This window comes from Nonomuraea sp. NPDC051941, assembly GCF_044593615.1.
In genome coordinates, this window is the sequence record NZ_JBIUCF010000107.1 from 1 (window position 1) to 15,691 (window position 15,691).

Below are 15,691 nucleotides of genomic sequence, written 5' to 3' on the forward strand. Positions count from 1 at the left end.
ACCCATTTCCAGCACCAGGTATCGGGTGCCGGCGTCGGCCCGCAGCACGGTGAGCGGCAGCCCGAGCTCGTTGTTGAACGACCTGTCGGTGGCGATCGTCGCGGCGTGCCGTTCGAGGACCTGGGCCAGTAGGTCCTTGGTCGTGGTCTTGCCCACGGAGCCGGTCAGGCCGATCACGATCGGGCCGATGTGTTCGAGCATGTGCCTGGCCAGCAGGCCGAGCGCGAGTTGGACGTCCTCGACCACGAGGGCGGGCACGCCGACGGGCTTTGCGGCCAGCACGGCGACGGCGCCGCCCGCGACGGCGACGGCCGCGTAGTCGTGACCGTCGACGCGGGCGCCGGCCGTCGCGGCGAACAGGCCGCCGGGCATCACCTCGCGGGAGTCGACCGCTGAGGGAGCCGTCACCAGCGCCTGCGGGTCGTGCACGTCATGCAGGCTCGCGCCGATGACCTGTGCGATCTCGTTCAGTGTCATGGGGATCATGAGCCGCTCCTGGCGAACGCGAGGTCGATGAGGCGGCGCAGCAGGTCCGGGTACGGGACACCGCTCGCGGCCCAGGCCCTGGCGTAGACGGAACGGGAGGTGAAGCCGGGCATGGTGTTGATCTCCAGCACGTACAGGCGTCCGGTGTCCTGCTCGTAGAGGAAGTCGACACGGGACAGGCCGTAGCCGCCGATCGCCCGGAAGGCGCGCAGGGACAGCTCGCGTACGTCTTCGGCCACCCGTTGCGGCAGCACGGCGGGAATGGCGGCGATCTCGGCCCGGCTGAGGTACTTGGCCTCGTAGTCGAGCCAGTCGCCGGGCACGATGAGCTCGCCGGGCACCGAGGCGTCCGGGGTGTCATAGCCGCCGAGCACGCCGCAGATGAGCTCGCGCGCGCTCACCCCCTGCTCGACGATGACCAGCCGGTCGTAGGTCAGCGCCAGCTCCACACCGGCGCGCAGTTCCTCCATGGAGGTGACACGGGAGATGCCGATGGAGGAGCCCATGCTGGCCGGTTTGACGTACATCGGCCAGTCGAGCGACTTCACCAGAGCCCAGGGGTCGGTGGTGGTACGCCATTCGTGCTCGGTGAACCATACGTGTGGGGTGAGCGGGATGTCCTCCGCCAGGAACATGCGCCGCATGGTGACCTTGTTCATGGCCACGGCGGAGGCCATGACGCCGCAGCCCACGTACGGGATGCCCAGCGTCTCCAGGTGGCCCTGGACGACGCCGTCCTCGCCGAACGGCCCGTGCAGCACGGGGAAGACCACGTCCGCCAGGTCGCGTCGCAGTTCCACCGGCCACCTGCCCTGCCGGTCGATGATGACGGCGACGGGCTCGTACAGATCCCTCGGCAGGGCATCGAGCACGGCCTGCGCCGACTGCAGCGACACCTCATGCTCGGCGGACGGCCCACCCGCCAGCACAGCCACGCGTACGCGTTCAGTCACGATCGATCAGCCTTCCTCAGTGGCACGGTGTTCGTTGTCGCAGGACCAGCCCGCCGAGTGTCGGCCTTTTGCCTGACCGGTTCACAGGCCATTCGCTGTCCACTTCCTGACCGAAGCGCACTCCCGGTGTGCCGCGACCGGTCCGGCCACGCCGCCCCGGCCCCGACCGACTCCATCGCGTACCCCTGGCTATACCTCCATTGGGGCGTAGGCGGGAACGACCGGAGGGGCCCGCGGCTGATGTGCTGATCGCCGTCGGTCAAGCGCTCCTCTAAGGAAAATCGAAATGGCAGTCGACAGTCGGCCGGGGGCCGAGCAGCATCCGGGTCGGAGCGGACTTCGAGGCCTCATCAGCCGCCGTCCGCTGATCAGCTTCTTCGTCCTGGCCAACCTGATGAGCTGGCTCGCCTGGACGCCCTACATCCTCTCGGCGAACGGCCTGGGGATCTGGGATTTCAGCTTCCCCTCGCTGCTCGGGACCACGCAGTTCACCGGCGTCCTCCCCGGCGCCTATCTCGGCCCCATCTTCGGCGCGTTCATCGTGACCGCGGTCGCGGACGGCAGGGAAGGGGTCCGCCGGTGGATCGGGCGGATGACCAAGTGGCGGGTCAACTGGGTCTGGTACGTCGTCACCGCCCTCGGCGTTCCCGCCGCCATCATCGTCGCCGGAGTCGCGGTGTCCGACGAGGACATCCACCTGCCGCCGGTCGCCGTGCTGGCCGCCTACGTGCCGGGGCTGCTGCTCCAGCTGGTCACCACCGGTCTGGCGGAAGAGCCCGGCTGGCGCGACTTCGCCCTCCCCCGCCTTCAGCGCAGGTTCGGCCCGCTGGGCGGCACCCTCGTCCTCGGCCCGCTGTGGGGCGTCTGGCACCTGCCGCTGTTCCTGAGCGAGTGGGGCGGGTGGCCGGACGTCACCTGGATGCGAGTCGGCGAGTTCATCGCCTTCGCCTGCGTCTTCAGCGTGGTCGTCACCTGGGTGTTCAACCGGACCGGCCAGAGCCTGCCCCTGATCATGCTGCTGCACGTCAGCGTCAACAACTTCATGTCACTCGCCTACTCGGACATGTTCCCGTCGATCGCCACCGCCGAGCAGGCGAGTCAGGTCACCCTGCTCGCGGGCGCCACGGCAGCGATCCTGGTCCTCATCGCGACCCGCGGCCGCCTCGGTTACCGCCCGGCCGAGGAACCCGCACAGCAGAACTGAACGACCGCGTGGGGCTGTCACAAACGGGGCGGCCGTCTTGTCCTCACTCTGAACAGTCCCCATTCGGATGGAGGAAGACATGAGTGCTGAGCACGCCCACCTGCCCCCAGGCGTCGAGGTGATCACGACCCTGCCGGAGGCGGCGGCCCGGATCCCGGCCGGCGCCGAGGCCAGGACCGTCAGGGTCACCCTGCCGCCCGGTGACCCCGGCGCGCCGCCGCACCGCCACCCCGGGCCGCTCTTCGGCTACGTGACCCAGGGCGAGATCCTCTTCGAGCTGGAGGGGCAGCCGCCCCGGGTGCTCAAGGCCGGTGACGCCCTGTTCGAGCCCGGCGGCGACGTGATCCACCTCCAGGGCGGCAACAACCTTCCGGACGCGCAGTCGCAGCTGGTGGTGACCATGTTCGCGCCGCCCGGTACCCCGATCCTGACCCTGGTCAGCGCGGAGGAGCTGGCCGAACGACGACACCTGCGGGTTGCCCGGCCGTGACGTGACGGCGGACAGGTCTGCCGCCTCGACGCCCATGGTCCCGCCGGCCTCGTTCGGCTCGCGGCCAGGCTGATCGGTGGCCGGCCGGCCACCGATCAGCCTGGCCGCGTGTGGACCTGGTGGCGTTGCGGTGCTTGAGTCGAAGTGATGCCGATCACTCCATGGCCCCGGTGAGGTGACCTTCCATGTCCCTTGACGACGCGACGGCCCAGTTCCTCAAGCAGATGAGCGAAGCAGGCGGCAAGCCGCTGCACGAGATGACACCCGAGGAGGCGCGCGCCATGGGCGGCGCGCTCGGCGACCTGTACGGCAAGGGCCCGGAGATGGTCCGCGTGGAGGAAGTGGTGATCCAGGCGGCGGACGGCGGATCGTTCGGCGCACGCGTGCTGGTCCCGGTGGAGGACCCGAGAGCGGTGATCGTGTACTACCACGGTGGCGGCTGGGTCATCGGCGCGCTCGACGAGTTCGACACCTTGGGACGGACGCTGGCGCACCGGACGGGCTGCGCCGTCGTCCTGGTCGACTACCGGCTCGCCCCCGAGCACCGGTATCCCGTGGCGGCCCGCGACGCCTACGACGCGCTGTGCTGGGCCGCCGCGAAGGAGCCGGACCTGCCGATCATCGTGGCCGGGGACAGCGCGGGCGGCAACCTGTCGGCCGTCGTGGCCCAGCGCAGCCGCGACGAGGGCGGCCCCGCCATCGCGCTGCAGGTCCTCGTCTACCCGGTGACCGACCACGACCTGGACACCGCCTCCTACACCGACCCGGCCAACCAGCTCATGCTGAGCCGCGACAGCATGATCTGGTTCTGGGACCACTACGCGCCCGACCCGGCCACGCGGGCGAACGCGGATGCCTCCCCGCTGCGGGCCCGGGACCTGTCGGGCCTGCCGCCGGCCGTCGTGCTGACCGCCGAGCACGACGTGCTGCGGGACGAGGGCGAGGCGTACGCGCGGCGGCTGCGCGAGGCCGGCGTCCCGGTGCTGTTCAAGCGCTTCGAGGGCCAGATGCATGTCTTCTTCACGATGGTGAACGTGCTGCCGGGCAGCGCGGCGGCGATCACCATGGTCGTCGAGGCGATCGACGGGAGCCTGCGATGAGATACGACGCCGTCGTCGTGGGCGCGGGCTTCGCCGGCATGTACATGCTGCACAAGCTGCGCGGCCTGGGCCTGACCGTCCGCGTCTTCGAGACCGGCGACGGCGTCGGCGGCACCTGGTACTGGAACCGCTACCCGGGCGCCCGCTGCGACGTCGAGAGCATGCAGTACTCCTACTCCTTCGACGAGGAGCTCCAGCAGGAGTGGGAGTGGAGCGAGCGCTACCCGTCCCAGCCGGAGATCCTGCTCTACGCCAATCACGTCGCCGACCGCTTCGACCTGCGCCGGGACATCCAGTTCGAGACCCGGGTGACCCGCGCCGGCTACGACGAGAGCGCGAACCTGTGGCGCGTGGAGACCGACCGCGGCGAGCACGTGTCGGCGACGTACCTCATCACCGCCGTGGGCTGCCTGTCGGCGGCCCGGATACCCGACTTCCCCGGTGCCGGCTCCTTCCTGGGGCCCAGCCACCACACCGGGCGGTGGCCGGACGAGGGCGTGGACTTCACCGGGCAGCGGGTCGCCGTCATCGGCACCGGCTCCTCCGGCATCCAGGCCATCCCGGTGATCGCCGAGCCGGCGGAGCACGTGACGGTGTTCCAGCGCACCGCCAACTACAGCCTGCCGGCCTGGAACCGGCCCATGGAGCCGGAGTACGCGCAGTGGGTGAAGGCCAACTACGCCGAGCTCCGCGCCGGCATGCGCACCTCCGCCTCCGGCGTCATGGGCACCTCCAACACCGCGTCGGCCCTGGAGGCGACGGAGGAGGATCGGCTGCGGGAGTTCGAGACCCGCTGGGCCAGGGGCGGCGTGGGCTTCCTCGGCGCCTATGGCGACACCGCGATCGATCCGGCGGCCAACGAGATCAGCGCCGAGTTCGTCCGTGAGAAGATCCGCGAGATCGTCACGGATCCGCGGGTGGCCGAGCTGCTTGCGCCCAAGGACCATCCCATCGGCACCAAGCGGATCTGCATCGACACCGGCTACTACGCCACCTACAACCGCCCCGACGTGACCCTGGTCGACGTGCGTGCCGCGCCGATCGAGGAGATCACCCCGACCGGCGTGCGCACCGCCGACGCCGAGTACGCCGCCGACATGATCGTGTACGCCACCGGTTACGACGCCATGACCGGTCCGCTGCTCGGCATCGACATCACCGGCAGGGGCGGCCTGTCGCTGCGGCGCAAGTGGGAGGCCGGGCCGCGTACGTACCTGGGGCTGATGACGGCGGGCTTCCCCAACATGTTCACCATCACCGGGCCCGGTAGCCCGTCCGTGCTCAGCAACATGATGGTCTCCATCGAGCAGCACGTCGACTGGATCGCCGACTGCGTGGAGCGGCTGCGGGCCGGCGGCATCGCCACCATCGACGCCGACCCGCCGGCCGAGGACGCCTGGGTCGACCACGTGAACGAGGTCGCCGCCCGCACGCTCTACATGCGGGCCAACTCCTGGTATCTGGGCGCCAACATCCCGGGCAAGCCCCGGGTGTTCATGCCGTACGTCGGCGGCGTCGGCGCGTACCGGCAGAAATGCGACCAGGTCACGGCGGACGGCTATCCGGGGTTCGTGCTCTCCGGCTGACCGCCGAGGAGCCCTGTCACCTCGGTCGCCTCGCGAACGTCCTCAGAGGATGACGAGGGGGTCGCCGTGACGCGCGCGCAGAGCGTCGAGGACCTTCGCGATCGGGCCGCCGCGCGCTTCCGCGTTCGCGGGCCAGACGACGCCGAGCCGGAAGTGGAGATCCGGATCGTGCAGCGGCACGAGGACGAGGCCCGCCTCGCCGAAGATGCGGCCCGAGATGGTGCTGAGCGTGGTCAGCGACAGGGCTCTGGAATGAGTGACGTGTGCGGCGACCTGGACCGCGTCGTTGTGCGGCAGCTCACGGATCTGGGTGACGCCGCCCGCGCGCAGGTGGTCGCGGAGCCCGTTCATCACCAGCGGGTGCACCTTGTGCGAGGTGAGCAGCATCTGCCGGTCGGTGAGGTCGGCGAGGGTGAGCCTGGGACGGCCGGCGAGAGGGTCGTCGGCGCGCATGGCGACGGCGAAGCGGTACTCCGCGAGCGCGAGGCTGCCGAGGCCGCCGGCGTCCACGGGCAGGTGGACGACGGCGATGTCCAGCTTGCGCGCCGCCAGCAGGCCGAGCAGCCCCGCGGACGGCTCCAGGGTCACCGGGAGCTCGGTCCCCGGGCTGACCTCGGCGAACGTCTCCAGGACCAGGTCCAGGACCTGGGTGGGGGCGAGCGGCGTGGCCCCCACGCGCACGACCGCCGGCGGTGGGGCGGCCCCGGCGGCCAGCTCGGCCAGCGCGTCGAAGCGGGCCAGGACGTCGCGGGCGGGATCGAGGAACGTCCGCCCGAAGGAGGTCAGCTCGACCTGGTGGTAGCGCCGGTCGAACAGGTCGTGGCCGAGCTCCTTCTCCAGCTCGCGGATGCGCCGGCTGAGCGGGGAGGACGTCACGTGCAGCCGCTCGGCGGCGCGGCCGAAGTGGAGCTCTTCTGCCACGACCATGAAGTAGCGGAGCTGCTGGATGTCCACCCGGCCAGGGTATCGGCCCCGCGCGGGCCCCCGACGAGCCCCCGCGCAGGCTCACGCCGGGTGGAACACGGGGACCGCCTCTCCCCCTTCGGGCCGCTCGAAGGCGACGCGTACGCGCATGCCGCCGTACACGTCCTCAGGGGCGACCTCGACGATCTGGCCCTGGATCCACGGCTCCTCGTCCAGCTCGACGATCCCGACCACGAACAACGGCCCACCCTTGGGGTGCACCACGGACCAGCTCACCACCACGCCCGTTCCGGCCGCGGCCGTCCAGGACGGCTCGGGCGAGGCGCACTGCGGGCACGTGCGCGCCTGCGGCGCGGAGTGGGCGCCGCAGGCGCCGCAGCGCCGGATCAGCAGTTCGCCACGGGCGGTGCCGTCGAAGAACGCGGCGGTGGCCGCGTCGCGGTGGACGATTCCCACAGGCATCGGCGTGCTCCTATCGGGCGTGCGGGCTGAGGATCAGGGTGGAGTGATGGTCGAGGATGCCGCCGTTGCCGCTGACCAGCACCATGTCGTTGCGCGGCGCCTGGCGGTCGCCGCCGTGGCCGCGGGCCTGGATGACGGCTTCGGACAGCGGGGTCATGCCCCACATGTAGTAGGAGGAGAGCTGGCCGCCGCCGGTGTTCACGGCCAGGCTCCCCTCCGGTCCGAGCACGCCGCTCGCCACGAAGGGCCCGCCCTCGCCCTTGGCGCAGAAGCCGTAGTCCTCCAGCGAGATGAGCGCGGTGTAGGTGTAGCAGTCGTACAGCTCGGCCACGTCGATGTCGGCGATCGTGATCCCGGCCATCTTCAGCGCCGTGGGACCCGACAGGGCCGCGCCGCTGACCAGGCCGAACTCGCTGTCCCTGCCCATGACGTACCCCGGGTGCGCCTGGCCCCAGCCGCGGAGGTGGACGGCGGGCTGCGCGAGCCCGGCGGCCCGGTCGGCGGAGGTGACCAGGACCGCGACGCCGCCGTTGCTGACCAGGCAGCAGTCGAGCAGGTGGAACGGCTCCGCGATCCACCTGGAGCTCTGGTGGTCCTCGACGGTGATCGGGTCGCGCAGCTGGGCCAGGGGGTTCCCGGCCGCCCAGGCGCGCTGGGCGACGGCGATGTGGCCGAGTTGCTCGCTCGTGGTGCCGTACGTCCGCATGTGCCTGCGGGCGGCCAGCGCGTACATGGTGTTGGCGCTGTAGATGCCCGAGGCGGCGGTCAGGCCCTGCCAGCCGGTCGGCCGCCGGCCCGCGGCGGCGTAGGCCGCGCCGCCGCCTGCCGACTTGTCTTTCAGCGGGGCGTCGGCGAAGACGCAGGCCACGATGTCGGCCATGCCGGACATCACGGCCATGGCGGCGTACTGGACCATGGCTCCGGCGGACGAGCCGTACGCCTGCACCTCCGACAGCAGGCGCAGGTGGCGCAGCCCGAGGTCGCGCTGGAGGCCCAGGCCGACGTCGCCGGTGATGCCGGTGTTGGTCAGCAGCCCGTCTACCTCGTGGAGGTCGATCCCGGCGTCGGCGGCGGCGAGCCGGACGGCCTCGGCGGCGAACTCGGGGGCGGTCCTGCCATAGACCTTGCCCATCTCGGTGATGCCGAGACCGGCGATCACGGGCGCCCTGTTGATCGTCATGGTCATCGGCCCTCCCAGACGGGGGCGCGCTTCTCGGCGAAGGCGCGCGGCCCCTCCTGCGCGTCCGCCGAGCGCATGATCGCGGCGCCCTCGGCGGCGGTCCGCTCCCAGGCGGCCCGTTCCGAGGCGACCGTGCCGTCCGCGATGCCCCGCGCGATCCGCTTGCTGGCCTGTACGGCGAGCGGCGCGTTGGCGCTGATCATCTCGGCCAGGGCGAGCGCGGCGGGCACCACCTGCTCCTGCGGCACGACCCGGTTGACCAGGCCGAGCCGCAGGGCGTCGGCGGCGGTCACGGGCTCGCCGGTCAGCAGGATCTCCATGGCCACCTTGACCGGAAGCTGCGCGGCCAGCCGGAACGCGCCGCCCGCGCCGGCGATGATGCCGCGCTTGACCTCGGGAAGCCCGAACCGGGCGCTCTCCGCGGCCACCACCAGGTCGGCCCACAGGGCGATCTCGGTGCCGCCGCCGAGCGCGAACCCGTTGACGGCGGCGATGACGGGCTTGGCGATCGGATGCGTCACGCACCCGGCGAAGCCCCAGTGCGGTTTGAACCCTTCGGTGGAGAACTCCCCTCGGGCCACCTCCTTGAGGTCGGCACCGGCGCAGAACGCCTTGTCCCCGGCCCCGGTCAGCACCACGGCCCGGATCCCGGTGTCGGCGTCGGCCTCGTCCAGGGCCTCGCCGACGGCGCGGGTCAGGGCCCCGTTCACCGCGTTGCGCGCCTCGGGCCGGTTGAATGTGATCAACATCGTGTGGTCGCGGCGCTCGACGAGCGCGGCGGGCTCACCCATGGTCAACTCCTTCAGCTGGTTCTTCCAGTACGCCCGCCTCGATGAGCGCCTGGATCTCCGGTTCGGCCAGGCCGAGCAGCTTCGCGGCCACCGTCCGGGTGTGCTCCCCCGCCAGCGGCGCCGGGCGCAGCTCGGGGTCGGCCACCCCGCCGAAGGTCGCCGGGCCGTTCTCGGTCCGCATGGCGTGCCCGATGTGCGGGTGGCGCATCTCGCGCAGGAAGCCGCGGGCGGCGAGCTGGGGATCGTCGAGGTACTCGATCACCCGCTGCATCGCCCCGGCCGGCACGCCCGCCGCCTGCAGCCGTTCCATGACCTCGCGGGGCGGGGTGTCCGACGTCCACGCGGTCACGGCGGCGTCGACGAGCCCGCGGTGCGCGCGGCGGCCCGCGGCGGTGGCGAGCCGCGCGTCGGCGAGCAGGTCGGCGCGGCCGATGACGCCGCACAGGCTCCGCCACTGCTCGTCGTCCTCGACGCTCACCACGCACCACTCGTCGTCGCCCGCGCACGGGTAGAGGCCCTGGGGGGCGTCCCATTCGCCGCTGTTGCCGTGGGCGGTGAAGGAGCCGGGCTCCAGGGACTCGCGCAGCAGGCTCGTGGACAGCTGGGTGAGGATGGTCTCGGCCTGGGAGACGCTGACCGTGCCGCCCTTCCCGGTACGCCGCCGCCGGATCAGCACGGCCAGCACGGCGACGGCGCCGACCCGTGCGGCGAGATGGTCCGGATAAATGGTGATGCCGTCGCAGAACCCCGCCTCGACGCCGGTGTCACGCCAGAGCCCGGTCAGCCCGGTGGAGGCGCGTACGAGGGGGCCGTACCCCATGCGGCGGCTCCACGGCCCGGTCGGGCCCAGGGCGCTGCTGTCGGCCATGACGATCCGGGGGTTGAGCTCGCTGATGACGTCGTAGCCGAGCCCCAGCGACTCCAGCGTGCCGGGCTTGAAGTTGGACAGGATCACGTCGGAGGCGGCGGCGAGCCGTTTGAAGAGCTCCAGCCCTTCGGGGGAGCGGAGGTTGATCCCGGCGCCGAGCTTGTTGCGGTGACCCCAGGCGAAGCCGGCGCTGATGGCCTCGCCGGTCAGCGACTGCCGGCTGCCGTCGGGGTAGGCCCGGCTCTCGATCTTGATGACTTCGGCGCCCTGGTCGGCGAGCAGCCGGCCGAGCTCCGCGCCGACCACGATGACGCCCAGGTCCAGCACGCGGAGCCCGTCGAGTGGCCGCCGCCGGGGCATGCCCTCGGCCGGGACGGCCGGAGGAGTGGCCGGCGGCGTCTCGGCGAAGACCTCGTCGTCGTGCTCCCCGGTTTCGGGGGCGCGGCCGCGGAATCCGGCCCGTACGCCGTCCAGCTCGACGTACCCGGACGGCAGCCGGCCGGTCAGGCCTGGCGCGATCTCGGCGTCGACCAGTCCTCCTCGTGCAAGGAAGTGCGGGCCGGCGAGCACCTCCCCGGGGGCCAGCAGCGACGCGATCGGCACGCCGCGCTCCTGGCCCTGGGCGACGAGCTCGTCCCTGGTCCTGTCATTGAACAGGTCGGCGATCAACGCGTGCAGCCGCTCGGTCGCGCCGTAGCGGCCCGCGAGGGTGTCGTACTTGGGGTCGGCGAACTCCTCGGGCTCCCCCAGCCAGCCGAACATCCCCCGCCACTGCCGCTTGGCCAGCACGCAGATCCGTACATATCCATCCGCGCACGGGAAGATCGGGTAGAGGCTGCCCGCGTCGGGGCGGCCGCGCGGCAGTGCCGTGGCCGGCACGCCGCCGGTGGCCGAGCCGCCGATGCCGAAGCCCGGGTCCAGGATCTGCGCGGTCACCTCGTACACCGAGCAGTCGACGTGGTCGCCGCGTCCGGTCTCGAGCCTGTTCGTGTACGCCAGCAGGCCCGCCCACGCGGCCTGGACGGCGGCCGACTCGTACGCCAGCGGGCCCGGCGGCACGACCGGCTCGCGACCGGGGATGCCGGAACGCGACAGCACACCGCCGAGCGCCAGGTGCGTCCAGTCGGTGCCGGCCCAGTCCCGGTACGGGCCGCTCTGCCCGAAGTCGGTGATCGAGATGACGACGAGCGCGGGGTTGCGCGCGAGCAGCGCGTCCGCGCCGAGGCCGAGCCGGTCGAGGGTGCCGGGCCGTTCGGTCTCGATGAGGAAGTCGGCCCCGGCGGCCAGGCCGAGCAGCCGGTCGCGGCCTGCGGGGTCGTGCAGGTCCAGGGTGATGCCGCGTTTGCCGGCGTTGTGCGTGGCGAAGTAGAGGCTCACGCCGTCGTGGAGCGGCTCCCGCCGGCGGGTCGGCGCGCCTCCCGGAGGCTCGACGCGGATGACGTCGGCTCCGAGGTCGGCCAGGAACCGGCCGCACATCTCGGCCTTGCCGTCGGCCAGGTCGATGACACGGAGACCGGCGAGGGGAAGGTCCCCGGTTGCGGGCATGGTGAATCACCCCACTGTGTGTGGCGGGCGGGTGCGGAGTACGCCGGACATGACCTGTCCCGCGGATCGTCGGGGACAGGTTCCTGAGGTGAGACTGCCACGACGGTTCCGGGCTGAAAACGTCCGAATCGGCAACGTGGCACGCGTCCCAATCGGCAACGTGCGCGGTTGACGTGCGGCATCGACCATCACGAAACTCCAGGTCATGGACGTACAGCAGCTTCGGTGCTTCCTCGCGGTCGCCGAGGAGCTCCATTTCGGTCGCGCCGCGGAGCGGCTGCACCTGACGCCCTCGCCGGTCAGCCGCTCCGTCAAGGAGCTCGAACGGGAGCTGGGCGTCGACCTGTTCGTCCGCCGCTACCACCAGGTCGAGCTCACCGCCGACGGCGCGCTCCTGGCGGGCCGGGTACGCGACATCCTGGAGCAGCTGGACGGCCTGAAGGACGTGATCAAGGAGGGTGCCAGGAGACAGGTGGCGCGCGTGGGCGGCACCCACCTGTGCCCGCCGGCGGTGATGGATCGCTTCCTGGCCCTGGCCGGGCAGGCGCTCCCCTCCCACACGGTCGAAGCGACGATAGGGCCGTCCGCCGAGCTGCTGCCGGCCCTGGAGCGCGGTGAGCTCGACGCGGCCCTCGTCCACCTGCCGCTGGACCGGCCCCGGCTCGACAGCCTGGTGGTGGCCCGCTACCTGTTCTACGCGGCGATGCGGGCCGACGACCCGCTGGCCACCGCCTCCGAGCTGACCTTGAAGGACCTCGCGCACCGTACCTTGACCGTCGGTCCGCCCACGCCCCAGCCGGTGGCGGTCAACCTGTTCCACGAGCGGCTGAAGAACGCCGGCATCACCTCGTTCCACCGGATGCCGGACAACGACGCGGTCATGCTGGCCAGCCGCATCCGCCGCGACGGCGGGATCACGCTGACGATCGACCCGCGCAACGGCGGCAGCGCCCGGGTCTACGACGACCCGGCCTTCGCGGTCGTCCCCCTCCGCGACGACCTGGACTTCCTGCTCGGCGTGGCCTGGAACCGGTCCCGGGCGCGGCAGGACGACGCCGTCCGGGAGCTCGTCCAGGTGGCCCGCCAGGAGTGGGCCGGGCGCCGCCTCACCCTCTGACGGCGGGGCACGTTGCGGATTCGCGTACGTGCACGTGTGCGAAAGCGCAATGGTCACCGGCGGTGCGGCCTGCTTACGGTTCCACGCACACCGCTACGTGAGGCCTTTGTGAGGCGTTCGCCGCCCGTGCCGCAGCGGTGCCTTTGCGCTACCCCCTAGGAGGCCACGATGTCTCAGACACCCCCCTCGCCCGTGTCCGTGTCGGCCGGCAACATCGATGCCCGCATCGACGCCATGGCGAAGGTCGGGCTCAGCCGCGCCGCATGGTTCGCGCTCATGCTCTGCTTCTTCTTCGCCAACTACGACATCTCCGTCCTCACCATCACGCTGCCCTCCATGCGGGACGAGCTCGGGCTGGCGGGAGCCGAGCTGGGGTACCCGGTCACGTGGAACCTCGTCGGCTACTGCGTCGGCGCGTACGCGTTCGGGCACGTCGCCGACCGGCACGGCCGGCAGAAGGGTCTCGCGCTGACCATCGCCGCGCTCGGCCTCGGCGGATTCCTCACGGCGTTCTCGTGGGACGTGTGGTCGCTGACGTTCTTCCGGTTCCTGACCGGGTGCGGCATGGGTGCGGTCCTCGCGCTCTGCTCGGCCTACATCGGCGAGCTGGCGCCCAAGCACCAGCGCGGCGGCTACCTCTCACGCCTCTACATGGTGGGGACCGTGCTGCTCCTGGTGATCGGGTTCGCGTCGCTGCCGGTGCTGGCCGCCTCCTCCAGCGGGTGGCGGTACCTGCTGGCCTTCGGCGGCCTGGTGCTCCTGGTGCTGCCGCTGATCAATGGCAAGGCGCTGGTGGAGTCGCCGCGCTGGCTGGTCGCGATGGGCCGTTCCGACGAGGCCGACCGCATCGTCCGCCGGATGGAATCCCGCGTCGGCCTGCCCCCGGGCGGCACCGTCTCCGTCCCCGACGCCGCCGAGACCGCCGCCACTGACGACAGGCTGCCGGTCCGGGCCCTGTTCCGGCCCCCGTACCAGAGCCGGATGCTCATCGTGCTCGGCTTCTGGTTCGCCTTCTACGTCGCCATGTACGGCTACGCCAGCTACCTGCCGCTCATCCTCGAGGGCATCGGCATCTCGACCTCCGACGCGGTCCTGGTCAGCGTGCTCACCCGCGCCATGCCGCTGGTGTCCGGCCTGGCCGCCGTGCTGCTGGTGGAGCGGATGGAACGCCGCACCATGGTCATCATCGGCACGCTGGTGTTCGCGGCCTCGCTGCTGCTCATCACCCTCGACCTGGGCGAGACGGTCGCCACCGTCGGGGCGCTGTTCAGCTCGTTCGGCATCGCCTTCATGGCCACCCCCGCCTACACCTACACGGCGGAGGTGTTCCCCACCCGGGCACGCGGCACGGCGTCGGCCATCGCGGACGGGGTCGGCCACCTGGGCGGCGCGGTCGCGCCCCTCGTGGTGCTGCCCGTCCTGACCGCCTTCGGGGCCCGGCCGGCGTCGTTCGTGATGGTGGGCCTGCTCGTGATCGCGGCCGGCATCATCCGTCTCGGCGTCCGCACCCGGGACCGTTCACTGACGGAGATCGCCGCCTGACCTCCGCCCGAGAGCGCCGACGGCGCCCGGGCGGAGGCGGCCGGTCAGGTCAATCCGACAGCTCCTCGAGGAGCCGATCCACCTCCTCCTCGGTGTTGTAGTAGTGAACGGAGGCCCGCACCACCGACGACAGGCCCCGATCGGTCATGTCCAGGAGCGTCGACGGAGCCCGTGAGACGCTGACATTGATCGATCGGCCGGCCAGCCGTTTCTTGATCTCCTCAGCGGGTTCGCCGTCCAGGGTGAAGGTGACGATGCCGCACCGCTCGGCCCCCTGGTCGCGAACCCGGCAGCCGGGCAGCTCCGCCAGCCGCCCCCGCAGGTGATCCGCCAGAGCGTAGACCCGGTCCCGGATGTTCTCGAGCCCCCAGGCGAGCGCCTCGTCGAGGGCCGCGCCCAGCCCGAGCCGGGCGGCCACGCCGTACTCCCAGTTCTCGAAGCGGCGCGCGCCCGGTTGCACCTCGTAGCGCGACGGCTCCGTCCAGCGGGCGCCGTGCAGGTCGAGGAAGGGCGGGTCGAGCCGGTCGAGCGCGGAACGCCGTACGTAAAGCAGACCTGTGCCGCGGGGAGCGCGCAGGTACTTGCGGCCGGTGGTGGACAGCAGGTCGCAGCCGATCAGCTCGACGTCGATCGGCAGCTGGCCGACCGACTGGCAGGCGTCCAGCAGGAACAGCGCGCCGACCTCCGCAGCCGCCTTGCCCACCTCGGCCGCCGGGTTGACCAGGCCGCCGTTGGTCGGAATGTGCGTGAGCGAGATGAGCCGGACCCGATCGTCGACCAGCTCGCGCAGGGCCTCGACGGAGATCTGGCCGAGCCCGTCGTTGGGCACCACATCCACCTGCACCCCGAAGCGCTCGGCGACCTGGAGGTAGGCGATGAAGTTGCTGGCGTACTCGGCCTTGCTGGTCAGAACACGGTCGCCGGCCTGCCACGGCACCGCGTAGAAGGCCAGGTCCCACCCGCGGGTCGCACTGTCGACGAGCGCGATCTCGTCCGGCGCGCAGTTCAGCAGCCGGGCCGCGGAGGTGTGGACGGCGGCGAGCCGGTCGGCCGCCTTCGCCGCCGCCTCGTAGCCGCCTATTTCCGCTTCCAGCCGCAGATGTCCGACGACGGTGTCGAGCACGCCGGTGGACGGCAGTGCGGAGCCTGCGTTGTTGAAATGCGCGACGTGTCCGACGCCGGGCGTCAGTGCCCGTGCCGCGGCGACGTCGATCATGAGGCCACCAGCCGCAGGAAGGCCCGGACCCGGGGATGGTCGGGCGTGGTGAAGAAGCTCGACGGCGGCCCCTGCTCGATCACCGTGCCGCCGTCCATGAAGACGACCCGGTCGGCCACCTCCCGCGCGAAGGCGGTCTCGTGCGTCACCACCACCATCGTCATCCCTTCCCGCGCGAGCTCGCGCATCACCTGGAGCACCTCCGCGTGCAGCTCGGGGTCGAGCGC

Annotated in this window: 14 protein-coding genes and 1 pseudogene; 6 read left to right on the forward strand and 9 right to left on the reverse strand. The window is 71.7% G+C overall.

Annotation, left to right across the window (positions count from 1 at the left end; translation table 11 throughout):
• Positions 1-486 (reverse strand): Mur ligase family protein (locus tag ACIHFD_RS66770; RefSeq protein WP_397375783.1); only part of this gene is annotated, 486 nt, incomplete at its 3' end.
• Positions 483-1,439: a D-alanine--D-alanine ligase family protein gene (locus ACIHFD_RS66775; protein WP_397375784.1), complete on the reverse strand. Its 957-nt coding sequence runs from the start codon at positions 1,437-1,439 to the stop codon at positions 483-485. The genes ACIHFD_RS66775 and ACIHFD_RS66770, both read right to left, overlap by 4 nt.
• 286 nt (positions 1,440-1,725) lie before the next feature.
• Here ACIHFD_RS66775 and ACIHFD_RS66780 point away from each other — a divergent pair, with 286 nt between their 5' ends.
• The 4 genes from ACIHFD_RS66780 (at position 1,726) to ACIHFD_RS66795 (ending at position 5,819) form a co-directional block, all read left to right on the forward strand.
• A complete protein-coding gene (locus ACIHFD_RS66780) occupies positions 1,726-2,643 on the forward strand; it encodes a CPBP family intramembrane glutamic endopeptidase (protein WP_397375785.1) in 918 nt (305 codons plus the stop codon).
• 79 nt (positions 2,644-2,722) lie between these two features.
• Positions 2,723-3,133 (forward strand): cupin domain-containing protein, encoded by a 411-nt coding sequence (locus ACIHFD_RS66785; RefSeq protein ID WP_397375786.1) that lies wholly within the window; start codon positions 2,723-2,725, stop codon positions 3,131-3,133.
• A gap of 185 nt (positions 3,134-3,318) precedes the next feature.
• Positions 3,319-4,233: an alpha/beta hydrolase gene (locus ACIHFD_RS66790; RefSeq protein WP_397375787.1), complete on the forward strand. Its 915-nt coding sequence runs from the start codon at positions 3,319-3,321 to the stop codon at positions 4,231-4,233.
• On the forward strand, positions 4,230-5,819 hold the full coding sequence (locus ACIHFD_RS66795; protein ID WP_397375788.1) for a flavin-containing monooxygenase: 1,590 nt from the start codon (positions 4,230-4,232) through the stop codon (positions 5,817-5,819). The genes ACIHFD_RS66790 and ACIHFD_RS66795 overlap by 4 nt, the downstream gene beginning before the upstream one ends.
• A gap of 42 nt (positions 5,820-5,861) precedes the next feature.
• Here the strand turns inward: ACIHFD_RS66795 and ACIHFD_RS66800 are convergent, their stop codons facing one another.
• Genes ACIHFD_RS66800 through ACIHFD_RS66820 form a run of 5 tightly spaced genes read right to left on the reverse strand, consistent with a single transcriptional unit; the run spans position 5,862 to position 11,589 of the window.
• Positions 5,862-6,773 (reverse strand): LysR family transcriptional regulator, encoded by a 912-nt coding sequence (locus ACIHFD_RS66800; protein ID WP_350742685.1) that lies wholly within the window; start codon positions 6,771-6,773, stop codon positions 5,862-5,864.
• Between the two features lie 51 nt (positions 6,774-6,824).
• Positions 6,825-7,205, reverse strand: coding sequence for a Zn-ribbon domain-containing OB-fold protein (locus ACIHFD_RS66805; RefSeq protein ID WP_397375789.1), 381 nt, complete (start codon positions 7,203-7,205; stop codon positions 6,825-6,827).
• Between the two features lie 10 nt (positions 7,206-7,215).
• On the reverse strand, positions 7,216-8,391 hold the full coding sequence (locus ACIHFD_RS66810) for a thiolase family protein (protein ID WP_363985693.1): 1,176 nt from the start codon (positions 8,389-8,391) through the stop codon (positions 7,216-7,218).
• Positions 8,388-9,176, reverse strand: a complete 789-nt coding sequence (locus tag ACIHFD_RS66815; protein ID WP_397375790.1) for a crotonase/enoyl-CoA hydratase family protein — start codon at positions 9,174-9,176, stop codon at positions 8,388-8,390. The genes ACIHFD_RS66810 and ACIHFD_RS66815 overlap by 4 nt, the downstream gene beginning before the upstream one ends.
• Positions 9,169-11,589, reverse strand: a complete 2,421-nt coding sequence (locus ACIHFD_RS66820; RefSeq protein WP_397375791.1) for a CaiB/BaiF CoA transferase family protein — start codon at positions 11,587-11,589, stop codon at positions 9,169-9,171. The genes ACIHFD_RS66815 and ACIHFD_RS66820 overlap by 8 nt, the downstream gene beginning before the upstream one ends.
• Positions 11,590-11,794: 205 nt before the next feature.
• On the opposite strand from ACIHFD_RS66820, the gene ACIHFD_RS66825 reads away from it, so the two are divergent.
• Together ACIHFD_RS66825 and ACIHFD_RS66830 are read left to right on the forward strand one after the other, a co-directional pair.
• Positions 11,795-12,706 carry a LysR family transcriptional regulator gene (locus ACIHFD_RS66825; RefSeq protein ID WP_397375792.1) on the forward strand — a complete coding sequence of 304 codons (912 nt, stop codon included), beginning with the start codon at positions 11,795-11,797 and terminating at the stop codon, positions 12,704-12,706.
• Positions 12,707-12,874: 168 nt separating this feature from the next.
• Complete coding sequence (locus tag ACIHFD_RS66830; protein ID WP_397375793.1) at positions 12,875-14,248, forward strand: MFS transporter; 1,374 nt, start codon at positions 12,875-12,877, stop codon at positions 14,246-14,248.
• Between the two features lie 49 nt (positions 14,249-14,297).
• Here ACIHFD_RS66830 and ACIHFD_RS66835 read toward each other — a convergent pair whose 3' ends face one another.
• Positions 14,298-15,464: an aminotransferase class V-fold PLP-dependent enzyme gene (locus tag ACIHFD_RS66835; RefSeq protein WP_397375794.1), complete on the reverse strand. Its 1,167-nt coding sequence runs from the start codon at positions 15,462-15,464 to the stop codon at positions 14,298-14,300.
• Positions 15,461-15,691: pseudogene (locus ACIHFD_RS66840) on the reverse strand (polar amino acid ABC transporter ATP-binding protein); the annotation flags it as partial. The pseudogene ACIHFD_RS66840 and the gene ACIHFD_RS66835, both read right to left, overlap by 4 nt.